The following is a 22,519-nucleotide window of genomic DNA, read 5'->3' as shown; positions in this document are numbered from 1 at the left end:
AGGGAGCAGGAAAATGCCAAAACGATTAGTTGTTGCAGGAACGGGAAGCGGGTCAGGCAAAACAACCGTGACGCTGGCGCTGCTTGGCGCATTGATGCGGCGAGGTTTATCGGTGCAGCCGTTTAAATGCGGTCCTGACTATATCGATCCAACTTATCATACTGCCATCTGCAAAAGACAGTCACGCAACCTGGACAGCTGGATGGGAAATGGAGACGTGCTGAAAGAAATTTTTGTCCGCTCTTCACAGAATACGGATATTTCCGTCATTGAAGGGGTTATGGGTATGTTTGACGGAAAAGATCCTTTGAAAAACGATGGCAGTACGGCCGAAATTAGTGAACTTTTATCGGCGCCGGTACTGCTTGTTATCGATGCTTCCGGCACAGCCCGGAGCGCGGCGGCGGTTGTGAAAGGATTTCAGGCGATGGCACCCGGGCAAATAGCGGCGGTGATTGCCAATAAAACAGGAAGCGAAGGGCATTTCCGGCTTATTGAACAGGCAGTTAAGCAGGAATGCGGCATACCGGTTGTCGGGCATCTTTTAAAAATGACGGGAGTTCACGTGCCGGAGCGGCACCTTGGTCTGGTTCCAGCTGTTGAAAGGGGAGATTTAAACCAATTTTTCAACACCCTTGCTGATGCAGCGGAGAAAACAATGGATCTTGACCAGCTTCTTTCTTTGGCCTGTGCACCGGAATTAACCATTCCATCGCCGGGCTGCTTTGATCAAAAAGCAGGTGAACCTGTTACAATTGCGGTTGCAAAGGATGCCGCCTTTCATTTTTACTACGAAGAAAATCTTGCAATGCTACAGGCACAGGGAGCCAATCTTTCTTTTTTTTCGCCGCTTGCCGGAGAAGCTGTGCCGGCTGATGCTGCGGCCCTTTATATTGGAGGCGGGTTCCCGGAAGAATTCGCACCAGTCCTGGCTGCCCAGTGCGAAGCAAGAAAATCGATACGAAATGCGGTTGAGTCAGGCATGCCGGTGCTTGCTGAATGCGGCGGTTTTATGTATTTAACCAGCGAACTGGAAACAGTAGACAACCATGTATACCCAATGTGCGGCGTAATCGAAGGAAAAACAATGATGAAGTCAACAAGGGCGGCACTGGGCTATCGTGAATTAACAGCAGTGAAAGGAGCCTGGCTGCCGGAAGGGACGACTGTCAGAGGCCATGAATTTCATTACTCGATTTGTAAGCATGAGAAAAAACCGGCACCGGCCTTTCAATCAAAAAGCCGCTTTGGAAATAAAGCGGATGGATGTACAGTTTTTAACGCCGTTGCTGGCTACGCTCATTTATATTTTCCGTCTAATCCGGACGTACCGGCTGCCTTTGCGGAAGCCGCCCGGGTTTATGGCCAGAAGAAGGTGACAACTTCTGCTTCTTTGACAAAAACAGACGAACTTCACCAATTAAAGAAAATCATAACAGAAAAGTAACAATTTTTTTACGAAAGTATTGTATTATAGTATCTATTTGTTTACAATAATAAATGGAAGCTACATCCAAATATTGTGACTAAACAGGGGATACGTATGAAAAAGAAAAAGGCCGCCGTCGCTTTGCTGGCAAGTGTTTTACTGCTTTTGGCAATGGTGCTGGTCAATTTAATTGCAACTGCCACACCGCATAATAAAACAGTATGGGCAACAAATCTGACAAAATCGCCCTATGAAAATATTGATGTAAAAACAAGAGAAGCAAAAGAAAAACGGTATCATCTGGCTTTCCAGTATCCTGTCTTTAAAAATGATGCATTAAATAAGAAGTTTGAATACTATGTAAAGAAAAAAGAGACGGATTTTTTAAAAGAAATTGAAAAAATAGATGAGAAAAAGTTAAAAAAGCAGCCCGCTTCCCTCGCGCTTACCTTTGAGCTTATTCCCGCCGACGGAGGGGTTTATTCTGTTTTATTTAATGAAAAAACATATCTGGCTCCTGAAAAAAATGTCTCGGCCGCTGCTATATTTATTGTTGATCCAGATGAAGGGGCCGCTGCTAAGCCGGATGACTTGTTTATCAGTCCGGAAAAAGCGGCTCTTGCCCTGCATACCCCTGTTGATATAAAAAAATCTAGTTTGTATTTGCAGGGAAATAAAATTGTATTTTTAAACGATCAAGAAGATGAGGCAGGAAGCCTTGCATTTCATAAAGCAGCTCCTTTTCTAAAAAAAGAATGGCGGGACCGGCTTGCGATTGGCCCGGCTAAGACAAATGTGGCTGCCGGCAAAAATGTAAAAAGAATTGCTCTTACGTTTGATGACGGCCCAAATCCCAAAAGCACGGAAGCAATTTTGGCTACGCTGAAAAAACACAATGTTAAAGCGACATTTTTTATGCTGGGCGGACGTGTTGAACGCTATCCAAAATTAGTAGAAAAAATTGTTCAGGACGGCCATGAAGCAGGCAATCACTCCTGGAGCCACCGCGATTTTACGAAGCTTCAGCCAAATGAAGTGAAGGATGAAATTGACCGGACTGCTGCGGCTGTTGAAGCGGCAGCGGGAGTGTCTCCACTGGCCGTTCGCCCTCCTTATGGAGCGATGAATGATAAAATAAACGAAGTAATTGGTACAAAGCCAGTGCTCTGGACGATTGATACAATGGACTGGAAATCACATAATCCAAAAGCCATTTGTGCCGTTGTTAAAAAAGAAGCAAAAGACGGATCAATTGTTTTAATGCACGATATTCATCAAACGACGGCAGAGGCTCTCGATGAACTGGTGTCCTCTTTACAAAGAGATGGATATGAATTTGTAACCGTCAGCGATATATAACCTGTATCCGGTTTGGCAGAAGCCAGGCCGGATTTTGTGCTAAAGGACGGCTCAACGTGATATGATAAAGAAAATAACAGTGATTTTTGGAAACAGGAGGTGGGTGCTCCGTATTATCGGAGCCTGTCATTGGAGATTGTCAATTTACTCGGTATTGTGTTATTAATTGCTTTCACTGCTTTTTTCGTAGCAGCGGAATTCGCCATTGTAAAAGTGAGGGCATCGCGCGTCGAGCAGCTTGTTCTAGAAGGAAAACCGGGAGCGTTAGCGGTTGAGCGCGTTACGACGCATTTAGATGAATACTTATCTGCCTGCCAGCTTGGAATTACGATTACAGCACTTGGGCTTGGCTGGATTGGAGAGCCTACTGTTGAAAGGCTCCTTCACCCGGTGTTTGAGCGGTTCGAACTTGCCTCTTCCGTTACGTCTGTTTTATCATTTGCGATCGCATTTGCAGTTGTAACATTTTTGCATGTTGTAGTGGGTGAGCTGGCTCCTAAAACAGTGGCTATTCAAAAAGCAGAAGCTGTTACACTGGCGCTTGCCGTTCCGCTTATCTGGTTTTATCGAATTATGTACCCATTTATATGGGCATTAAATGGCTCCGCCCGCTTTATTACCGGCTTGTTTGGATTGAAAATGACGTCGGAGCATGAGGCTGTTCATACAGAAGAAGAATGGCGGCTGCTGCTTTCAGAAAGCTACAAAAGCGGGGAGATCAATCAAAATGAATTAAAGTATGTTAATAATATTTTTGAGTTTGATGAGCGGCTGGCCAAAGAGATTATGGTGCCCAGGACTGAAATGGTCAGTTTATCGATTGACGATACACTGGAAGAAGTTTTAGCGATTATTAAAGAAGAGAAATATACGCGTTATCCTGTCATAGACGGAGATAAAGATAATGTGATTGGCATGGTCAATTTTAAAGAAATTTTAAGCTTTGCTGTTAAAGGAAAGCCTCTTCCGCGAGTGGAACCGCTCCGCCAATTTGTCAAACCTGTTATCCGGGTGTTTGAAAATATGCTTCTCCACGACCTGCTTGTTAAAATGCAAAAAGAACGGAAGCATATGGCGATATTGATCGATGAATATGGAGGCACTTCAGGCCTTGTAACGGTTGAAGATATTTTAGAGGAAATTGTCGGGGAAATCCGGGACGAGTATGATACTGATGAAATTGCAGAAATCAGAAAGATAAAAGATGGCCACTTTATTTTCAGCGCCCGGGTATTGATTGATGAAATCAATGCTTTGCTGGGGACGGAATTAAATGCTGAAGATGTTGACACGCTTGGCGGCTGGTTTTTAACCGAAAGAATCGATACAGCTCTTCATGACACACTTGAAACAGAGAACTGGGAGTTTACCATTACAGAAATGGAAGACCACCATATCCTGTACATTGAAGCAAAGAAGCGTCCATAATGGGCGCTTTTTTTATTTATATTAACCCTAGAAGGTGTTGCCGGAACAGCTGAAAAGGTGTAGGATGATAGGAATGAAATACGATGGATAAGCAAAGGGAGTAAAAACAATGTCACGATACGAAGACGACAGTCTTGCCTTGCATACCGACCTTTATCAGATTAATATGGCCGAAACGTACTGGCATGACGGTATTCATACGAAAAAAGCCGTATTTGAATTATATTTTCGAAAACTTCCATTTGGAAATGGATATGCTGTATTCGCCGGGCTTGAAAAAATCATTGATTATCTGGAGAATTTTTGTTTTACGCAAAGTGATATCGATTATTTGCGTGATATTGGCTATAAAGAAGACTTTCTACACTATTTAAAAAATATGAGGTTTACCGGTACATTAAAGTGCATGCAGGAAGGTGAGCTTGTTTTTGCAAACGAGCCGATTTTGCGAATAGAAGCACCGCTGGCGGAAGCACAAATTGTCGAAACGGCTTTGCTTAATATTGTGAATTACCAAACATTAATTGCCACAAAAGCGTCACGTATTAAGCAGGTGCTTGGTGATGAAACAGCAATGGAGTTTGGATCACGGCGCGCCCATGAAATGGATGCAGCTGTCTGGGGAACCCGGGCCGCTTATATCGGCGGTTTTGACGCAACTAGCAATGTCCGGGCTGGCAAGCTATTTGGCATCCCGGTTACCGGCACTCATGCGCATGCTCTTGTGCAGACATACAAAGATGAGTATACGGCTTTCCATAAATATGCCGAGCGCCATCGGGACTGTGTTTTTTTAGTGGACACGTATGACACGCTTAAATCCGGCATGCCGGCAGCAATTCGTGTAGCGAAAGAGCTTGGAGACCGCATTAATTTTATTGGCATTCGCCTTGACAGCGGCGATATGGCGTATTTATCGAAAGAAGCACGCAAAATGCTTGATGAAGCTGGTTTTCCAGAAGCGCATATTGTTGCATCAAATGATTTAGACGAGTATACCATTATGAATTTAAAAGCGCAAAATGCGAAAATTGATGTATGGGGCATCGGCACAAAAGTGATCACCGCATATGATCAGGCAGCGCTGGGGGCTGTATACAAGCTTGTGTCGATTGAAGATGAAGCCGGGAAGATGAGCGATAGAATTAAGTTATCAGCCAATCCGGAAAAAGTAACCACTCCGGGGCTGAAGCGCGTATATCGAATCGTTAATAAGCTGAATGGAAAAGCGGAAGGGGACTACATTGCCCTTGAGCAGGAAGACCCGCAGCATGCAGAGCGGCTGAAAATGTTTCATCCCGTGCATACCTTTGTCAGCAAGTTCGTAACTGATTTTGAAGCCCGCGAACTTCATGAGCTGATTTTCCTGAATGGAGTGCGTTTATATCAACTGCCGGATATTAAATCAATCCGGGAAAGAACACGGGACAATCTATCCTTGCTGTGGAGCGAATACAAACGGGCTCTTAATCCAGAGGAATACCCGGTTGATTTAAGCCAGGCATGCTGGGACAATAAAATGAAGAATATTGAAGCAGCTAAAATTCAGCCGCAGGAACAGATATAGCATATTAAATGGTGCCGGAACCGGCACCATTTTTTCATGTATTTTTTGCTACTGCTAAATAGAGAGATTATAATAATAGTAGTGAATAGAGGAGGTGCAATGCATGCAAGAAGAATTGAGCGAATTTTACGATATTTTTACCGGCACGAAAAAAGATATCGAAAGCTTCATGGCCATGCTTGATCCTGTAATTAACAATGCAGGCGATGACCATGAGCGGCTTTATTACCACCATATTTATGAAGAAGAAGAACAGAGGCTGTCACGACTTGCTGAACTGATTCCGTTAATTGAAATGTTCCAGGCGGGAAAAGGCGGCGATTTTTCACCATCCAACAATGCATTTAACCGGCTGCTTCAAGAGTTGAATTTAGAAAAATTCGGACTGCATAATTTTGTCGAGCATCTGGATCTGGCGCTGTTTCAATTTAAGGATGCGGAACGCCAGGCGAAATTGTCTGAAATGCGCGGAGCAAATCATAAAAGCTACCAGTTTGTAAAAGAAAAGCTTGCCGGTATAAATGAACGCTTCGATACGGGTTATACAGATCCGCATGCCCATCACGATGAGCATGGCGACCATTTAGATCATCATATTCACACTGAAACAGCTCAGCCGCCAGGGCCGGCACGGATAAAGCGTTCATTTACAGTAGGATCACTTATTAAAAAGTAGGGGGAACCATTCATGAGCAAAGTACATTTATACCCGGACGCGCCGCTGTCAGCGGATGATTTTGAGGAGCTTGATCAAATTGTTATTGAAGCGGCCAGGCAGCAGTTAACCGGCCGCCGGTTTATTGAGCTCTATGGCCCGCTTGGACGGGGTGTCCAAAGCATTCATACTGATATATTTGCTGAAAAAAGCGAAGCTCATATGGACATGCAGGGATCATTTGATACGGAAATAGAATCAGCCCGTCGTGTAAACTATACAATTCCAATGCTGTATAAAGATTTTGTTTTGTACTGGCGTGACATTGAGCAGGCAAAAGCTCTCGGTATTCCGATGGATTTCTCAGCAGCGGCAAATGCGGCACGTGACGTAGCGCTGCTGGAAGATGAAATGATTTTCCACGGTGCCGGGCAGTTTGATATTCCAGGGCTGATGAATGTAAAAGGGCGCCAGACGCACCTGATCAGCAACTGGTATGAATCCGGTACTGCCTTTCAAGATGTTGTAGAAGCGCGTGGAAAGCTGATGGAAATGAATCATAATGGTCCATACGCGCTTGTGCTTTCTCCAGAATTGTACGCTCTTTTGCACCGTGTTCACCGCGATACCAATGTTCTTGAAATTGAACATGTCCGTGAGCTTGTAACGGCCGGTGTGTTCCAGTCGCCCGTATTAAAAGGGAAAACGGGCGTTCTTGTGAACACAGGGCGCAATAATCTTGACATGGCCGTTTCTGAAGACTTTGAAACCGCCTATCTCGGCGAAGAAGGAATGAATCATCCATTCCGTGTATTTGAAACGGCCGTACTCCGTATTAAACGGCCGTCTGCAATCTGCACATTTGCCGACCCTAGAGACGATGAATAGGAAATGGACGGTCGGCTCGCTTATTCCAGGCAGAGAAATATCATTAACCAGAGGAAAAGCAGCGGTGCGCCCGGCGGAAGAAAAATTTAAAAAGCCCAAAACACCTGAGCAGCCCTTTGTAGAATTAAGGCAGGGAAATGTAACCTGTTCTGTTCCTCTTTCCCGGGGTACCACCCTGCTCGATGCAGCATTAAAACAGGGATGCAGCGTTCAGTTTAAATGCCGCAAAGGAACATGCGGCCGGTGTGCAGTCGATATTATTTCGGGCTCGGCCTATTTAACAGAGAGAAACGAAGCAGAGCAGAAAAAGCTCGGGACTTCACCGCGCCGTCTTGCCTGCCAGGCCGTGTTAAATGGCTGATAAAAAAAGAACTGTCTTCACTTTAGATAGACAGTTCTTTTTTATGTAAAAGCCTTCTGACAGGCTTTAAATGCAATTATGCAAATTTTCTTTTGGTTATCGAGACAACGTTTGAATCAATGGCAAACGGCAAATTCACATGCCGCTTTTCAAGCTCATCCACACTCACATCGCGCACAAGTCTCAGCGCTTCTTTTTTAAAGGAATTGGTGACAAAACCTTCATTTACTTCACAAAGCTTTTTTAAATAACGAAGACTTTCCTCGGTCATCATTTCCCGGACTGATTTATTTTCTAACTGGCAGATCAACTTATGGCGAAGTCCTTTCATGACCCCAATTTGATCTACATGGGCTGTAATATTTTCGCCGTTTTCTGCGATAAAGCTAAATGAAACATATTTTCCCTGCGACAAATCGACATTTGTAAAAACCGGATTTATATATATTTCACCGGATGAAAGTGTAATAGACTCGGCTTCCGCAGCACCACCCAGCTTCCGGCTGTTGGCAATCACCATATGGATATCCTTTAGCCCATGAAGCATTCCGTTCATGAAGTCTCCCTCTTTCCGTTGTCATTGTACTTTCATCTTATAGGGAATGATAATCATTGTCAACAAAGAACAGTATAAAAAGCGGATTATGCTTTTTTTAAATAATATAAATTAAAAAGGAAATGCCTGTTGTGAATATGGGCACTATTAAAGAAGGCGGGAAGCATTTTATCGGTAAGGAAATCTTTTTTCGTGTTAGCTGTTTAACAAGAACAAAATGTTTGTACTTTCCTACAAATATGGGAAAAGCCGTGGAATTTTCTTACACCTTTATATATAGTTTTATTTAACAATCTCATTTACCCGTATTTTTAACTTTTTGCTTTTTTTCCGGAGCAGAAGCAATCATGAAGCTCTTGTTAAAAATATATATGCCTTACTATTCAGAAAATTCCTTCTTTATGCAAACTGTATTCACTTTAATGCAATAAAATGCAGGAAAAACCCGTTTTTAATGAATAACGTTGTATAAAAATAAGTTTTTTGACAAAAAAACATTGAGTTTTTATGAGAGAAGGGTTATTATCTTAATATACAAAAAAGATAAAGGGGTTTTTCAAATGACCTATTCATTTAAAAAAGCAGCAGCAGCTATTGTGGCAAGCAGCGCCTTGCTTTTAGCCGCATGCGGCGGAGCGGAAGAGGGCAGCAGCACAGGCAGCACAGAAAGCTCTGAAGATAAAAAAGTTTTGAATGTTGGAACGGAAGCGACATTTGCACCATTTGAATTTATGGATAAAGGAGAAGTGTCAGGGTTTGATGTTGATCTGCTGAATGCAGCTGCCGAAGAAGCCGGATATGAGGTCGACATTCAAAACACTGGCTGGGATGCGATGCTTGCGGGTCTTCAAAGCGGCCAGGTAGATATTGGCATGTCAGGTATCACGATTACAGATGAGCGGAAGGAAACATATGATTTTTCAGTTCCGTATTTTGAATCTGTAACAATGATTGCTTATAAAAAAGGAGCCGACATTGCTTCCGCCGAAGACTTAAAAGGGAAAAAGGTTGGTGTTCAAAATGGAACAACCGGCCAGTTTGCAGCTGAATCGGTTATTGGCGAAAACAATAAAGCTATTTCAAAATACGAAACAGCAGCTCTTATGTTCCAGGCTCTTCAAAGCGGAGATGTTGAGGCAGTAGTAACAGATATTGCAGTAGCGGTTGAATATGCAAAATCAAACCCTGACGCAGGTGTTGAAACGATTACTGATGATCAGTTTGTTCCAGAATATTATGGAATTGCTTTTCCAAAGAACAGCGAATATAAAGCCGACTTCGATAAAGCTTTAAATGCACTTTATGAGAATGGCACCTACGCTGAAATTTATGAAAAATGGTTTAATGAAGAACCGGATATGGAAGCTTTAAAGCAAGCAGCACAATAAAAAGAAAACGGCTGTCCATGAGCAAACGGGCAGCCGTTTTTAAGTAGGAAGGAGAGAGAATAGTGGATTTTCGTTTTGATATCGTAACGGATTATATGCCGTTTTTTCTACGGGGAATGGGGATTACGATTGGTGTTTCCCTTGCCGGTGTTTTAATTGGGCTTGTTTTAGGGCTTTTGATTGCCCTTGGAAAAATGTCGTCCAGCCGCTGGGTTCAGCTTCCTTTTAATATATATATTAATATATTCAGGGGAACACCTATGCTCGTACAGCTATTAATTATTCACTTTGGCGTGGTGCCGTTGTTTATGTCTCCATCCAATCCGCTCGTATCGCTTGTTATCGGCCTTTCTTTGAACTCCGCCGCTTATATCGCGGAAATTTTCCGGGCGGGTATTCAATCCATTGACAAAGGACAAATGGAAGCAGCGAGATCGCTTGGAATGACACGCACCCAGGCAATGAAGCTGGTTATTTTGCCGCAGGCCGTTAAACGGGTGATTCCGCCGCTTGGGAATGAATTTATCGTGCTATTGAAAGAGTCGTCTCTTGGCTCGGTACTGGCTGCCCCCGAGCTTATGTATTGGGGGCGCGCTGCGGCCGGACAGTATATTCGGGTGTGGGAGCCTTATATTACCGTCGCGCTTATTTACCTGGTGCTGACGCTGTCATTAACTTATTTGATGAATTACGTTGAAAGGAGATTGAGCACCAGTGATCAACGTTAAAAATTTAAAAAAATCATTTGGTGATAATGAAGTTCTTAAAGACATTTCATTGGATGTGTCTCCGCAGGAAGTCGTCGTTGTGATCGGACCATCCGGATCAGGGAAATCCACCTTTATCCGCTGCCTGAATATGCTTGAAACCATCAATGGCGGACACATAGTGATTGACGGAAAAGATTTAACGAACAAAAAAACCAACATCAATGAAATAAGAACGGATGTCGGAATGGTGTTTCAGCATTTTAACTTATTTCCACATAAGACGATTTTAGAAAATGTGACACTTGCACCGATCAATGTTCGGGGAATGAAAAAAGCAGAGGCGGAAGAAAAAGCGCGCATCCTGCTTGCGAAAGTGGGCCTGGCTGAAAAAGCCGCTGCTTATCCGGAATCATTGTCAGGCGGTCAAAAGCAGCGGGTTGCGATTGCCCGGGCTCTTGCAATGGAACCGAAAGTGATGCTGTTTGATGAACCGACATCTGCGCTTGATCCGGAAATGGTCGGCGAAGTGCTTGAAGTGATGAAGCAGCTGGCTAAAGATGGCATGACAATGATTGTCGTCACACATGAAATGGGCTTTGCCCGGGAAGTCGGCGACCGGGTTATTTTTATGGACAACGGCTATATTGTTGAGCAAAACGAGCCGAAAGCCCTGTTTGATGCTCCGCAGCATGAACGGACAAAAGCATTTTTAAGTAAAGTATTATAAAAGGATGCCTCCGACGGAGGCATCCTTTTTTACAGCTGGTGGATAAGCATTTCAACTTCTTCGCCTTCAAGTGTTTCTTTCGTCATTAACTCTTCAACAAGGCGGTCAAATGCATCACGATGTTCTTCAATCAATGTTTCCGACCGTTCAAGCGCTAATTCAAACAAGTCATTCATTTTTGTTTCTTTATCTGACTGCCGGAACGTAAGTGAAAAGCGGTCTTGAAAAATACCGGTATCAACCATGCGCTCAAGAATTTGCTTTGCCTGCTGTACATCGCCGCTTACGCCGATAGAGTGTTCACCGAGGTAAAGCCGTTCTGCGACGCCGCCTGCTAAAATCATGGCGACCTGGTCAATCAGTTCACTGGCGGTTGACAAATGAAGCTCTTTTGGCACCGGAGCAACATAACCAAGTGCTTGTCCACGCGGTATAATGGTCGCTTTCCGGACAGATCCCGGCTTTGTCAAAGCGGACACAAGAGCATGGCCGGCTTCGTGAATGGCTACACGCCGCTTTGTAGCCGGATCTGCCAGCGGCCGTGTAGTCGTGCCAAGAATCGTGCGGTCAAGCGCATAGTCAAAGTCTTTTTTCTCAATTGTATCGCGGCCGCTTCGGATGGCACTGCGGCTCGCTGTTTCAAAAAGGGCAGACAGCTCAGCACCAGAAAAGCCGACTGTTGATTCAGCCAGGTCATGCAGCATAGCGGCCGCATTTTCAGCCAGGTTTTTTCCTTTCGCGTGAATGTCGATAATTTCTTTGCGTCCTTTTGCATCCGGCAGTGTAACGTGGAATGAGAAATCAATCCGGCCGGGGCGAAGAAACGCTTCATCCAGCATATCGCGCCGGTTTGTAGCAGCAATAAACAAAATGCCATCGTTATCAAGGCCGCCGTCAAGCTGAACAAGCAGCTCGGTTAATGTTTTTTCGCCTTCTTCTCCGCCATGCGCTTTTCGGCGTCCTGCCAGAGCATCTACCTCATCGATGAAAATAACGGCGGGCTTTTGCTTGCGTGCTTCAGTAAATAAGCTGCGTACGCGCGATGCGCCGACGCCGACAAATAACTCTGTAAAAGCAGAACCGCTTGATGAAAAGAATGAAGCGCCGATTTCTCGGGCAATCGCCTGGGCAAGAAGGGTTTTTCCCGTTCCCGGCGGGCCGTACAATAGGATGCCGCGCGGCGGTTCAAGCCCTAGGCGGGTCGATAAGTCTTTTTCCTTTAAAATCGAGAGAGTCTGTAAAATATCCTCTTTCATCTCGTCAGACAGGCCGCCCACATCATCCAGCGTAATATCTGGAAGCGGACGTGCCTGCGAAAGGCTGTTTTTCATAGAGTGGGCCACTCCCATGCCGCCTTTTTTTCGGTAAAAATAAAAACCGATTCCGGCTGCAAGTAAAAGAACCGCGATAATAATCCAGCTTTCATATGCGCTGCCCTGGGCATATGTGTAACGGATATTATAAGTTTCATTTAAACGGTCAATGGCATCGCTGTCCGGAGAAATATATGAAGTGAATTCGCCGTTTTGTGTAGAAATAAGCAGTTTTCCGGTATTATACTCCTTTATTTCCACCATCCGGCCATTTTCTTCCTGAATAATGGATTCAACCGACGAAAACGGAATGACGGCTGCTTTGTTTGTATCCTGTACGTACCAGATAATAACGCCAGCTGCCAGCAGCAGTAAAGCTAAAGCTGCTTTCCACCACACTCCGGGACGTGTCAGCATAAATATCACACTCCCTTTCTAGTCTCTCTTTATTATAAGAGAAAACGAGAGTGGATGAAAGCGGGAAACATTACTATAAGACACTCTTGTTTTAAAATCTGAAGGTGCGTGGTATGATAAGAAAGATTAAAATCAAAGGAGCGATTCACTTGGCCAAAAAAGGTTATATCCAAATGAAAGACGGCGAGAAAATTGAATTTGACCTGTTTCCGGAAGCAGCGCCGGGTACAGTTGAAAACTTTGAGAAGCTGGCAAATGAAGGATTTTATAACGGCGTAGTATTCCACCGCGTTATTCCTGGCTTTGTCAGCCAGGGAGGAGACCCGACAGGAACTGGTATGGGCGGTCCCGGCTACACGATTAAGTGTGAAACAGAAGGAAATCCTCATACGCACCAGGAAGGATCTCTTTCTATGGCGCACGCTGGTAAAGATACAGGCGGAAGCCAGTTTTTTATCGTTCACGAGCCACAGCCACATTTAAATGGTGTTCATACGGTATTCGGCCAGGTAACATCCGGCATAGAAGCAGTAAAATCCATGAAAAATGGCGATGTAATGGAAAAAGTAGAAGTGTTTGACGCATAATGTACAGAAGCCGGCGGATTGCCGGCTTTTTTTTATGCAGAAAGAGTGTCTGCTGTTCCCCTCGATATGGTTGACGAGCCTGACAGGGTTATGCAAAAATAAAATAGGCAATTGAATATAAGACTACTGGGGGTGCCTTCGGGCTGAGAGAGGATGTTCCTTAACTCCAATGACCTGATCCGGATTATGCCGGCGGAGGGAAGTAGCAATCACTGACAAAAAGCCGGCTCAGCGTATTGCTGAGCCGGCTTTTTTTGAGGAGGTTTTTTGTGTTTACAACAAAGAATATGGCTGTAATGAGCCTGATGGCTGCCCTTGGAGTGCTTGGCGCAACGTTTATTTGGTTTCCGGCGGGTGCAGCCAAAGCCTTTCCCGTACAGCACGCTATTAATGTAGCATCGGCTGTCCTCCTTGGTCCGGGGCCTGCCGTAATCATCGCTTTTTTAATTGCAGCAGTCCGAAACCTGCTCGGGCTGGGCACCATACTGGCGTTTCCTGGCAGCATGATTGGAGCGCTTTTTGCAGGCTATGCGTACTGGAAATGGAAAAAAGCACCTTTAGCAGCGGTGGGAGAAATGATTGGTACAGGAGTTGTGGCCTCACTTGTGTCGGTGCCTGTTGCCAACTTGTTTCTCGGGATGGAAGCGGCGGCGCTTGCTTTTATGCCGGCTTTTCTGATCAGCAGTGTAACAGGCGCCGTTTTAGGATGGCTGATTACGGTCCGCTTAAAAAAAACACGACTATTTAGATAGAAAGGATGATAGGAAATGAATAATAATTATACAGCACAGCTTCTCGAAAAAGTAAGAAATGAACAGCCACTTATTCACAATTTAACAAATACAGTTGTCACAAACTTTACGGCAAACGGCCTGCTTGCACTTGGAGCTTCTCCGGTTATGGCGGATGCAGTCGAAGAAGCAGCAGATATGGCCCATATTGCCAGAGCGGTTGTTTTAAACATTGGCACGCTCACTGCAGACAAGATTGAAGCGATGATTCTAGCTGGAAAAGCAGCCAATGAAAAAGGCATCCCGGTTATATTTGATCCGGTTGGAGCAGGAGCTACTTCATACCGGACAGAAAGCGCCAGGCGTATTTTATCGGAAGTGAAGGTAGATGTTTTGCGGGGCAATGCCGGCGAAATTGCGGTTTTATGCGGCCGGCCCGTTCAAGTAAAAGGTGTAGACGGCGGCGGAAATGAAAATATGCGGAAGCTGGCAAAAGAGGCAGCCGGCCAGCTGAACCTTACCTGTGTAATCACAGGCAAGGAGGATATTGTTTTTAGGCAGGAAGGGGAGGCGTACGCCATTCAAAACGGCGATGCGATTTTAACACGTGTAACCGGCACGGGCTGCCTGCTTGGCTCCGTTATTGCAGCATTTTGCGCGGTTGAAAAAAATTATGCAAAGGCCGCAGCTGCAGCTTTGTTATTTTACGGTGTTGCTGCGGAGCGGGCCGCCGGGCTGTCTGGTGCAGGCCGCCCCGGTACATTTGCTGCTGAATTTTTAAATGAACTGCATCAAACCGGGCATGAAGAAATCATCCAGGGCGGAAAATTGGAGGCGATCTAAGATGGCTATTTATAAAGTGTTAACGATTGCAGGATCAGACAGCGGAGGAGGCGCGGGAATTCAAGCTGATTTAAAAACATTTCAAGAGCTTGGCGTGTTTGGAACCTCTGCTTTAACAGCTGTGACAGCCCAGAACACGCTTGGTGTTCATGGAGTTTATCCGATGACGGCTGAAGCGGTAGAAAAGCAAATCGATGCGGTCCTATCAGATATTGGTGCAGATGCAGTAAAAACCGGAATGCTTTTTTCAGCGGAAATCATTGAGGCGGCTGCCCGGAAACTATCGGAATACAACTGCCAAAACATCATTGTAGATCCAGTGATGATTGCCAAAGGCGGGGCTTCCCTTTTGCAGGAAGCGGCAGTTGAAGCGTTGAAAAGGACACTGCTTCCGCGTGCGCTTGTTGTTACACCAAATATTCCTGAAGCAGAAGTTATTGCCGGCATGAAAATCACATCCGAAGCGAGCAAAAGAGAAGCCGCAGAGATCATTTTGTCGCTTGGCGTGAAAAATGTGCTTATCAAGGGCGGCCACGAGGAAGGATCTCAAACTGTTGATTTATTGTTCGATGGAAGTGAGTATTATACATTCACCGGCCGCCGGATCGATACAAAAGACACGCATGGGACCGGCTGCACCTTTTCAGCAGCAATGGCGGCTTCAATTGCCACGGGTGCTTCCGTGCAGGCGGCAGCTGAAACAGCCAAGGAATTTATACAGGCGGCTATTGAAGATGGGCTTTATCTTGGCAAAGGGCATGGGCCGACCAATCACTGGGCGTTTCGCCGGAGAGGCGGCAGTAAATGAAAAGTGAACAGCTGGCCGTTTATTTTATTGCTGGAACTCCAAACTGCCCCGAACCAATCGAGAAAGTACTTAAACAAGCAATTAAAGGCGGGATTACAATGTTTCAATTCCGCGAAAAAGGTGAAGGGGCACTGACCGGAGAAGCGAAAAAGAAAACGGCCCTTAACCTGCAGTTTATTTGCCGGGAGGCGGGTATTCCGTTCATTGTAAATGATGATATTGAGCTTGCTGTCCAGATTGGTGCAGACGGTGTTCATATCGGGCAGGAGGATGAACCGGCTTCCATGGTAAGGAAAAAAATAAAAGGAGGCATCGTCGGTGTATCCGTACATACAATGGAAGAGTTTGAGCAGGCAATCCAAGATGGCGCTGATTACGCAGGTACAGGACCGGTCTATCCAACAGAAACGAAGCTTGACACGCGTCCTGTAGCTGGGACAGCTTTAATTCGCCTTATGAAAAAGCATCATCCGGAATTTCCGGTTGTAGGAATCGGCGGCATTACAATTGAAAACGCCGGTGCAGTCATAGAGGCGGGAGCAGACGGAGTTTCTGTTATTACAGCTATCAGCAGGGCAGATGACCCGGCGGCAGCTGCTGCGCAGTTAAAAAAAGCAGGAAATTAAAAAAAGAGAGTCGTCAAGAAGATATTCCGTTTTTAAGCTGCAATCATCTTCTTCTATTTGTTCAATGATAAAGTGACATTGTCTGCAAGCTGAGAGGTGCTTCAACGGCACCTCTTTTTATTATAGAAAAAAAGCATGAGGTCTTTTTTCATGCTATGATGAAGAAAATGATAGATTAAAATAAGGCCGGGTGACACGATGTACCTATTTATTGTTAATCCATCTTCCGGAAACAGGCAGGCCGTTTCATTGTGGAAGAAAGTTGAAAAGGTTTTAAAAGAGAAAAAAGTTTATTATGACGTACTCATTGGCGGTTCTGAAGCAGCAGTGCGTGACTTTGTCTGGAACAGGCTGAAAGAAGAAAAGGTAAGAGCAGTCGCGGCGATTGGAGGAAGCGGCACGCTTAATGCCATTCTGCAGGATCTTGTTCACACAGATACGGCAGCAGCCTTGCTGCCAGCAGGCTCTGAAAACGATGCCGCCCGTATATTTGGTTTAACAAACAATCCTCACCTATTTGTAGAGAAGCTTTTAAAAGAAAAGCCGACTAAGCTTGATGTTCTAAAAGTAAACAACAGCTTCGGATTAACAGTATCGGGCATTGGCCTTGATGCATTTATCGCGGGACGCTCATCTAAAGCTGTCTTAAGAAAAATTCTTAAAAGAGCGGGAGCCGGAGGGCTTTCCTTCAGGCTGGGTGCTCTGCTTTCCAGTTTTTATTTCAAACCATTTAAAAGCATTGTGACCATTGACGGAGATAAGTATGTATCCGACCGGACATGGATGATTGCCTGTGGCAATACATCCTTATACGGGGGAGGACTTGTGATCTGTCCATACGCCCATCCGATTGATGGAATAGCAGACGTAACACTCATTCATTCCGTTAAGCGGAGCCGGCTGCTTTTTGGCCTGTTTCCGCTTCTTATAAGAGGAGAACCAATTTTTCGGACAGGTGTTACCTATAAAAAAGGGAAAAATATTATGATTGAAACGAATCATCCTGTTCAAGTAATGATTGACGGTGAGCAAATCGGCATGACTCCTGCTGTTATTGCTATTTATGAAAAAGCAGTTAATATGATCATAACAGCCCGTTAAATCTGCTTTGCCTGCATATAAAAATCTTTTTTGGGGTATCAAAAGAACAGAAGATGAATTGAAAGGCTCTTACAGGCCAGCTTGTAAAGTGGAGGGGTATGAATGGAAAAGATGAATCGAGGTATTGTCACCGCTTTATCTGCAATTGGAATTGCACAGGGAATGAAGATTTTTACTCATAAAAAAGTGAGCGGCGAGTGGGACTGGAAGCAGGCATTTACAACGGGAGGCATGCCAAGTTCTCACTCGGCAGGTGTATCAGCGCTGGCTTCTTACGTAGCTGCAAACAAAGGCTGGCGCCATACTGAAACAGCGCTTGCTGCTGTATTTGGCGTTATTGTAATGTACGATGCCCAGGGAATCCGCCGTCACACAGGAGAGATTGCCCAGCTTGTCAATGACCTTGAAGACAATCTGGTCAAGTTCTCCGGTGAATTCCCAAGCTTTGAATATGTCCAGCGTGAAAAAGAACTGAAAGAGCTTCTTGGCCATCAGCCGGTAGAAGTGGGAGCAGGTGCATTATTAGGCGTTCTGCTAGGCCTTTTATCAGCGAAAATAGAAGATGGCATCCGTAAAGCGGAGCAGCGTATCGCTGTCAGGCAGCCGCGGCAGTAAAGTAAAAAAAGCACCCTTAATGGGCGCTTTTTTACTTTACTAATTTGAAAACAATATGGCGGTTCATAACTGGCTTTAATTTAAAAAGAACATGGCGCATCACGTCTTTTTTCATAACGGCTGAAATAGCGGGTGAGAGGTTTAAAGATTGGATGAAAAGTGCAGCGCGGCGTTCAATATAGCGGGTAATTTGATCTTCATAAAACAATTCACGCATAACAATTTTTTCTTCAATTTCATTTGTAAGCTGTACAGCAAATTGTGTAACAGAATACTCGATTCCTCCGTAAAATTCAGCTACTGTCATAGCTCATTCACTCCTTCCTCCATTTCCTCTTGTCAATAGATTTATGTATATCTTAACACAAAATTTACAAAACTTTAACATTCAGAGGATTTTTATTTACAATTCCTTTTATTTTTATGCTGTAAACCTTTTTTTATGCATAAAAAAAGCCCTGTGTGCCAGGGCTTTTTTACATTCAAGATACAGGGACAGGTGTTGGGCGAACCTGCAGGGAAGAAAGCTGATACGTTTTATGACGGATTGATTCCGCTGAAACATGTTTCCTGGCGGCACCCGAATCCATTGCGGCCTGGGCGACAGCTGCAGCTACTTCCGGTGCGACTCGCGGGTCAAACGCAGAAGGAATAATATAATCTTCAGAAAGCTTATCTGCATCTACAAGAGAAGCAATGGCATGAGCAGCTGCCATTTTCATTTCTTCATTAATGTCAACTGCATGTGTATCAAGAGCACCGCGGAAGATTCCTGGAAAGGCGAGTACATTGTTCACTTGATTCGGAAAATCAGATCGGCCTGTGCCGATAATTCGGACGCCTGCTTTTTTAGCTTCAGCCGGCAGGATTTCCGGGTTTGGATTTGCCATGGCGAATACAACTGCATTGTTGTTCATTGTTTGAATCATAGCGGGTGTAAGAGCTCCTGCGGCTGATACACCAATAAATACATCACTTTTCTTTATTACTGCTTCAAGAGAACCGCTTACACAATTCGGATTTGTAAAGGAAGCAATCTCTTCTTTTACCAGATTCATGCCGGCAGTACGCCCTTTATAAATAGCGCCTTTCGTGTCACACATAATGATTTCCTTGACACCGAATTGAAACAAAAGCCTGGCAATGGCAATCCCTGCGGAACCGGCGCCGTTAATGACAAGCTTCAGCTCGTGAAAAGACTTATTCACAAGTTTCAGCGCATTTATTAAGCCGGCAGCCGTTACAATTGCCGTGCCATGCTGATCGTCGTGAAAAACGGGAATGTCCATTTCCTGCTTCAGGCGCTCTTCAATGATAAAACAATTAGGGGCTTTGATGTCCTCCAGATTAATCCCGCCGAAAGAAGAAGCGGTCAGCTTCACCGTTTTAATAATGTCTTCAATATCATTGGAATTAATACAAAGCGGAAAAGCGTCCACACCCCCAAAATTTTTAAATAAAATTGCTTTTCCTTCCATAACAGGGAGGGCGGCATCTGCACCGATATCCCCAAGGCCTAAAACAGCTGATCCGTCAGACACTATAGCGACAGTATTTGCTTTCATCGTATAATCATAAATTTTTTCAGCGCTTGCATGAATATCAAGGCATGGTTCAGCCACACCTGGTGAATAAACCAGACTGAGATCTTTTAAGTTGGCTACTGAGACTTTAGCAGTGGTTTCCAGCTTTCCTTGATAGTGGCGGTGAATGTCCAAAGCTTCCTGGCGCAAGTTTTTCAATACAATCCCTCTTCCTCTGTTTAATACAGTTCGTTTACACAGCATGAAAATAGTTCTTTCGTTAAATTTTCAGAAAATTTATTTTTGTATTGTATCGTCTTTTTGCAGGCTTGTAAATAGAATCGGGCAAAAAATGTCCCAAAAATAAAAAGGTTGTCAGCTGTCGCTTTTTCCTGTACATTTAAAAAATAAGACCAATTAAACAAAACCTTATCAAGAGAAGCGGAGGGACTGGCCCGGCGATGCTTCAGCAACCTGCCAAAATGGCAAAGGTGCTAAATCCAGCGGGCTGACACCGTCCGGAAGATGAGAAGAAGTGTAAAACAAGCCTTCTTCCATGGAGGCTTGTTTTTTATATATAAAGGAGCGATTGAAATGACAAATATTGAAACAAAGCTAGCACAAATTGGCAACCGGACAAATAATCCGACCGGGACGGTAAATCCCCCTGTTTATTTTTCGACAGCTTACCGTCATGAAGGGATCGGTATGTCAACTGGCTACGATTATGTCCGTACAGGCAATCCAACCCGGGAGGTTGTGGAAAAAGCGATTGCTGACCTTGAAGATGCCGATGCAGGGTTTGCTTTTTCTTCCGGCATGGCCGCTATCCACACGCTTCTATCATTATTTGAGCCAGGCGACCACTTTTTAGTGTCAGCTGATTTATACGGCGGGACCTACCGCTTGTTTGAAAAAGGCTGGAAGAAATTCGGGCTGGATTTTACATATGAAAGCTTTGAGGATTTAACAGAAACAAAAAACAATCTTATTGGGCAGACGAAAGCCATCTTTCTGGAAACGCCGACAAATCCGCTTATGAAAGAAACTGACATTGCAGCGGTAGCGGCATTTGCAAAAGAGCATAACCTTATCCTGATTGTAGATAACACCTTCTATACACCTGTGCTGCAGCGCCCGATTGAGCAGGGTGCCGATATTGTTCTTCACAGCGCAACAAAGTATCTTGGCGGGCATAATGATGTTTTGGCCGGATTAATTGCAGTAAAAGGGGAAGAGCTTGCAGCGAAAGTATTTGAATTTCAAAATGCAATCGGGGCTGTGCTGTCGCCGTTTGATTCGTGGCTTCTGGCCCGGGGCATGAAAACGTTAAGCCTTCGTATGAAGCAGCATACTGAAAACGGCCGGAAAGTTGCCGAGTTTCTTGCTTCTCATGATGATATTCTCGATGTCCTGTATCCGGGACAGGGAGGAATGCTTTCGTTTCGTTTAAAATCAGAAGAATGGGTAAACGGGTTCCTCCAGAATATAAACCTTGTTTCCTTTGCCGAAAGCCTCGGCGGTGTAGAAAGCTTTATTACTTATCCGGCGACACAGACACATATGGATATTCCAGAAGAAATACGTATTGCCAATGGCGTCTGTAACCGGCTGCTTCGATTTTCAATCGGCATTGAGCACGCAGATGATTTAATTGCAGATCTTACGCAGGCATTTGAGAAAATGAAAGGATGAACAACATGAGCGACTATACATTCCAGACAAAATTACTGCATAACAGCCATAAATTCGATCCTGCCACCGGAGCAGTCAGCGTGCCGATTCAGCATGCATCCACCTTTCACCAGGCGGATTTTGATGCGTTTGGCCAGTATGACTACAGCCGGTCCGGAAACCCAACACGCGAAGCGCTCGAAGCAGCAATTGCGGAATTGGAAGGGGGCGTGCGTGGCTTTGCTTTTGCATCCGGCATGGCCGCTATTTCAACAGCATTTCTTCTTCTTTCAAAAGGGGACCATGTTGTTGTAACCGAGGATGTTTATGGCGGAACATTTAGAATGGTAACGTCTGTATTAACACGTTTTGGCATTGATCATACATTTGTGGATATGACCGACCTTGAGGCAGTAGCTGAAGCGATTCAGCCTAATACGAAAGTAATTTATATGGAAACACCTTCAAACCCATTACTGAAGGTGACGGATATTGAGGGTGTTGTTAAGCTGGCAAAAGAAAATGGATGCCTGACATTTTTAGATAATACTTTCCTCACTCCATACTTGCAGCGTCCGATTGAGCTAGGAGTCGATCTTATTTTACATAGCGCCACGAAATTTTTATCCGGACATAGTGATGTGCTGGCCGGCCTGGCAGTAGCGAAAGATGAAGAACTGGCTGCCCGGCTGTATGCTCTCCAAAATTCATTTGGCGCCGTTCTTGGCGTGCAGGACTGCTGGCTTGTACTGCGCGGCTTAAAGACATTGTCTGTACGGATGGAACAGTCACAAAAAGGTGCGGCCGAAATTGCCCATTACCTGGCTTCACATTCAAAAGTGAAAAATGTTTATTACCCTGGTCTCGTCTCTCATCCCGGCCATTCTGTGCATTTCCGGCAGGCTTCCGGAGGCGGTGCTGTTTTATCGTTTGAACTTGAGGACGAAGAGGCGGTGCGCCGATTTAGTGCAAATGTGAAGATTCCAGTATTCGCTGTAAGCCTTGGAGCGGTAGAATCGATTTTGTCTTATCCTCCCAAAATGTCGCATGCGGCGATGCCGGATGAGGAACGGAATAAACGGGGTATCACAGACGGCCTGCTTCGGCTTTCTGTCGGGCTGGAATCGCCAGATGATATTATCCGCGATTTCGAGCAGGCATTTGAAAATTAATAAACAAAAAAACGTCATCCTGCGAAGGATGACGTTTTTTT

23 protein-coding genes and 2 riboswitches are annotated in these 22,519 nt (G+C 44.8%); of the genes, 19 read left to right on the top strand and 4 right to left on the bottom strand.

Translation table 11 applies throughout. The features are described from left to right. Nucleotides 1–13: 13 nt before the first annotated feature. From VP98_RS10055 to VP98_RS10025, 7 genes are all read left to right on the top strand, one after another. Complete coding sequence (locus tag VP98_RS10055) at nt 14–1,447, top strand: cobyrinate a,c-diamide synthase (protein ID WP_082087904.1); 1,434 nt, start codon at nt 14–16, stop codon at nt 1,445–1,447. 96 nt (nt 1,448–1,543) lie between these two features. After that, nucleotides 1,544–2,788, top strand: a complete 1,245-nt coding sequence (locus tag VP98_RS18280) for a polysaccharide deacetylase family protein (RefSeq protein WP_052712199.1) — start codon at nt 1,544–1,546, stop codon at nt 2,786–2,788. Nucleotides 2,789–2,917: 129 nt separating this feature from the next. Further along, nucleotides 2,918–4,216: a hemolysin family protein gene (locus VP98_RS10045; RefSeq protein ID WP_046175241.1), complete on the top strand. Its 1,299-nt coding sequence runs from the start codon at nt 2,918–2,920 to the stop codon at nt 4,214–4,216. Nucleotides 4,217–4,325: 109 nt separating this feature from the next. Then, nucleotides 4,326–5,783 carry a nicotinate phosphoribosyltransferase gene (locus VP98_RS10040; protein WP_046175240.1) on the top strand — a complete coding sequence of 486 codons (1,458 nt, stop codon included), beginning with the start codon at nt 4,326–4,328 and terminating at the stop codon, nt 5,781–5,783. Nucleotides 5,784–5,886: 103 nt separating this feature from the next. Continuing rightward, nucleotides 5,887–6,459: an IMEF encapsulin system ferritin-like cargo protein gene (locus VP98_RS10035; RefSeq protein ID WP_046175239.1), complete on the top strand. Its 573-nt coding sequence runs from the start codon at nt 5,887–5,889 to the stop codon at nt 6,457–6,459. A 12-nt stretch (nt 6,460–6,471) separates the two neighbouring features. Next, the gene (locus VP98_RS10030; protein ID WP_046175238.1) at nt 6,472–7,326 is read left to right on the top strand and encodes a family 1 encapsulin nanocompartment shell protein; all 855 of its coding nucleotides are present in this window, start codon (nt 6,472–6,474) and stop codon (nt 7,324–7,326) included. Continuing rightward, nucleotides 7,319–7,687, top strand: coding sequence for a 2Fe-2S iron-sulfur cluster-binding protein (locus tag VP98_RS10025; RefSeq protein ID WP_052712198.1), 369 nt, complete (start codon nt 7,319–7,321; stop codon nt 7,685–7,687). Before VP98_RS10030 ends, VP98_RS10025 begins: the two co-directional genes overlap by 8 nt. 76 nt (nt 7,688–7,763) lie before the next feature. On the opposite strand, the gene VP98_RS10020 is transcribed toward VP98_RS10025, so the two are convergent. Further along, nucleotides 7,764–8,243, bottom strand: a complete 480-nt coding sequence (locus tag VP98_RS10020) for a hypothetical protein (RefSeq protein WP_046175237.1) — start codon at nt 8,241–8,243, stop codon at nt 7,764–7,766. Nucleotides 8,244–8,803: 560 nt separating this feature from the next. On the opposite strand from VP98_RS10020, the gene VP98_RS10015 reads away from it, so the two are divergent. From VP98_RS10015 to VP98_RS10005, 3 genes are all read left to right on the top strand, one after another. After that, nucleotides 8,804–9,631: a basic amino acid ABC transporter substrate-binding protein gene (locus VP98_RS10015; RefSeq protein WP_046175236.1), complete on the top strand. Its 828-nt coding sequence runs from the start codon at nt 8,804–8,806 to the stop codon at nt 9,629–9,631. Between the two features lie 62 nt (nt 9,632–9,693). Beyond that, entirely contained in the window at nt 9,694–10,359 is a 666-nt protein-coding gene (locus VP98_RS10010) for an amino acid ABC transporter permease (RefSeq protein ID WP_046175235.1), read from the top strand. Then, nucleotides 10,346–11,068: an amino acid ABC transporter ATP-binding protein gene (locus VP98_RS10005; protein WP_046175234.1), complete on the top strand. Its 723-nt coding sequence runs from the start codon at nt 10,346–10,348 to the stop codon at nt 11,066–11,068. Before VP98_RS10010 ends, VP98_RS10005 begins: the two co-directional genes overlap by 14 nt. Before the next feature lie 29 nt (nt 11,069–11,097). On the opposite strand, the gene VP98_RS10000 is transcribed toward VP98_RS10005, so the two are convergent. After that, nucleotides 11,098–12,798 (bottom strand): AAA family ATPase, encoded by a 1,701-nt coding sequence (locus VP98_RS10000; protein ID WP_046175233.1) that lies wholly within the window; start codon nt 12,796–12,798, stop codon nt 11,098–11,100. Nucleotides 12,799–12,947: 149 nt separating this feature from the next. Here VP98_RS10000 and VP98_RS09995 point away from each other — a divergent pair, with 149 nt between their 5' ends. The 7 genes from VP98_RS09995 to VP98_RS09965 all read left to right on the top strand — a co-directional run bounded on the left by VP98_RS09995 (nt 12,948) and on the right by VP98_RS09965 (nt 18,109). After that, on the top strand, nt 12,948–13,385 hold the full coding sequence (locus VP98_RS09995; RefSeq protein ID WP_046175481.1) for a peptidylprolyl isomerase: 438 nt from the start codon (nt 12,948–12,950) through the stop codon (nt 13,383–13,385). Nucleotides 13,386–13,503: 118 nt separating this feature from the next. After that, nucleotides 13,504–13,603: riboswitch (TPP riboswitch) on the top strand. Between the two features lie 51 nt (nt 13,604–13,654). Next, complete coding sequence (gene thiW / locus VP98_RS09990; RefSeq protein WP_156151359.1) at nt 13,655–14,137, top strand: energy coupling factor transporter S component ThiW; 483 nt, start codon at nt 13,655–13,657, stop codon at nt 14,135–14,137. A gap of 15 nt (nt 14,138–14,152) precedes the next feature. Beyond that, nucleotides 14,153–14,959 (top strand): hydroxyethylthiazole kinase, encoded by an 807-nt coding sequence (gene thiM, locus VP98_RS09985; RefSeq protein ID WP_046175232.1) that lies wholly within the window; start codon nt 14,153–14,155, stop codon nt 14,957–14,959. Between the two features lies 1 nt (nt 14,960). Then, nucleotides 14,961–15,767: a bifunctional hydroxymethylpyrimidine kinase/phosphomethylpyrimidine kinase gene (gene thiD / locus VP98_RS09980; protein ID WP_046175231.1), complete on the top strand. Its 807-nt coding sequence runs from the start codon at nt 14,961–14,963 to the stop codon at nt 15,765–15,767. Continuing rightward, a complete protein-coding gene (gene thiE, locus VP98_RS09975) occupies nt 15,764–16,393 on the top strand; it encodes a thiamine phosphate synthase (protein WP_046175230.1) in 630 nt (209 codons plus the stop codon). Before thiD ends, thiE begins: the two co-directional genes overlap by 4 nt. 198 nt (nt 16,394–16,591) lie before the next feature. Beyond that, on the top strand, nt 16,592–17,494 hold the full coding sequence (locus VP98_RS09970; protein WP_046175229.1) for a diacylglycerol/lipid kinase family protein: 903 nt from the start codon (nt 16,592–16,594) through the stop codon (nt 17,492–17,494). Nucleotides 17,495–17,596: 102 nt separating this feature from the next. Then, nucleotides 17,597–18,109: a divergent PAP2 family protein gene (locus tag VP98_RS09965; RefSeq protein ID WP_046175228.1), complete on the top strand. Its 513-nt coding sequence runs from the start codon at nt 17,597–17,599 to the stop codon at nt 18,107–18,109. Between the two features lie 31 nt (nt 18,110–18,140). On the opposite strand, the gene VP98_RS09960 is transcribed toward VP98_RS09965, so the two are convergent. Both VP98_RS09960 and VP98_RS09955 read right to left on the bottom strand, forming a co-directional pair. Continuing rightward, nucleotides 18,141–18,416: a hypothetical protein gene (locus tag VP98_RS09960; RefSeq protein ID WP_046175227.1), complete on the bottom strand. Its 276-nt coding sequence runs from the start codon at nt 18,414–18,416 to the stop codon at nt 18,141–18,143. A gap of 175 nt (nt 18,417–18,591) precedes the next feature. Next, nucleotides 18,592–19,896, bottom strand: a complete 1,305-nt coding sequence (locus tag VP98_RS09955) for an NAD(P)-dependent malic enzyme (RefSeq protein ID WP_046175226.1) — start codon at nt 19,894–19,896, stop codon at nt 18,592–18,594. Nucleotides 19,897–20,058: 162 nt separating this feature from the next. Next, a riboswitch (SAM riboswitch) is annotated at nt 20,059–20,164 on the top strand. A 62-nt stretch (nt 20,165–20,226) separates the two neighbouring features. Between VP98_RS09955 and VP98_RS09945 the strand changes: the two genes are divergently transcribed. Both VP98_RS09945 and metC read left to right on the top strand, forming a co-directional pair. Beyond that, nucleotides 20,227–21,327, top strand: coding sequence for a methionine biosynthesis PLP-dependent protein (locus VP98_RS09945; protein ID WP_046175224.1), 1,101 nt, complete (start codon nt 20,227–20,229; stop codon nt 21,325–21,327). A 5-nt stretch (nt 21,328–21,332) separates the two neighbouring features. Continuing rightward, a complete protein-coding gene (metC, locus tag VP98_RS09940) occupies nt 21,333–22,478 on the top strand; it encodes a cystathionine beta-lyase (protein WP_046175223.1) in 1,146 nt (381 codons plus the stop codon). The last annotated feature ends 41 nt before the right edge of the window (nt 22,479–22,519 follow it).

The sequence above is a fragment of the Domibacillus indicus genome, assembly GCF_000970685.1.
Classification (GTDB): domain Bacteria; phylum Bacillota; class Bacilli; order Bacillales; family Domibacillaceae; genus Domibacillus; species Domibacillus indicus.
This window is presented reverse-complemented; position numbering and strand designations above follow the sequence as displayed.

Coding starts and splice junctions, on each gene's coding strand:
- VP98_RS10055 (WP_082087904.1), top strand. CDS start 14: ATGCCAAAACGATTAGTTGTTGCAGGAACGGGAAGCGGGTCAGGCAAA.
- VP98_RS18280 (WP_052712199.1), top strand. CDS start 1,544: ATGAAAAAGAAAAAGGCCGCCGTCGCTTTGCTGGCAAGTGTTTTACTG.
- VP98_RS10040 (WP_046175240.1), top strand. CDS start 4,326: ATGTCACGATACGAAGACGACAGTCTTGCCTTGCATACCGACCTTTAT.
- VP98_RS10035 (WP_046175239.1), top strand. CDS start 5,887: ATGCAAGAAGAATTGAGCGAATTTTACGATATTTTTACCGGCACGAAA.
- VP98_RS10030 (WP_046175238.1), top strand. CDS start 6,472: ATGAGCAAAGTACATTTATACCCGGACGCGCCGCTGTCAGCGGATGAT.
- VP98_RS10025 (WP_052712198.1), top strand. CDS start 7,319: ATGAATAGGAAATGGACGGTCGGCTCGCTTATTCCAGGCAGAGAAATA.
- VP98_RS10020 (WP_046175237.1), bottom strand. CDS start 8,243: ATGAACGGAATGCTTCATGGGCTAAAGGATATCCATATGGTGATTGCC.
- VP98_RS10015 (WP_046175236.1), top strand. CDS start 8,804: ATGACCTATTCATTTAAAAAAGCAGCAGCAGCTATTGTGGCAAGCAGC.
- VP98_RS10000 (WP_046175233.1), bottom strand. CDS start 12,798: ATGCTGACACGTCCCGGAGTGTGGTGGAAAGCAGCTTTAGCTTTACTG.
- thiM (WP_046175232.1), top strand. CDS start 14,153: ATGAATAATAATTATACAGCACAGCTTCTCGAAAAAGTAAGAAATGAA.
- thiD (WP_046175231.1), top strand. CDS start 14,961: ATGGCTATTTATAAAGTGTTAACGATTGCAGGATCAGACAGCGGAGGA.
- thiE (WP_046175230.1), top strand. CDS start 15,764: ATGAAAAGTGAACAGCTGGCCGTTTATTTTATTGCTGGAACTCCAAAC.
- VP98_RS09970 (WP_046175229.1), top strand. CDS start 16,592: ATGTACCTATTTATTGTTAATCCATCTTCCGGAAACAGGCAGGCCGTT.
- VP98_RS09965 (WP_046175228.1), top strand. CDS start 17,597: ATGGAAAAGATGAATCGAGGTATTGTCACCGCTTTATCTGCAATTGGA.
- VP98_RS09960 (WP_046175227.1), bottom strand. CDS start 18,416: ATGACAGTAGCTGAATTTTACGGAGGAATCGAGTATTCTGTTACACAA.
- VP98_RS09955 (WP_046175226.1), bottom strand. CDS start 19,896: ATGCTGTGTAAACGAACTGTATTAAACAGAGGAAGAGGGATTGTATTG.
- VP98_RS09945 (WP_046175224.1), top strand. CDS start 20,227: ATGACAAATATTGAAACAAAGCTAGCACAAATTGGCAACCGGACAAAT.
- metC (WP_046175223.1), top strand. CDS start 21,333: ATGAGCGACTATACATTCCAGACAAAATTACTGCATAACAGCCATAAA.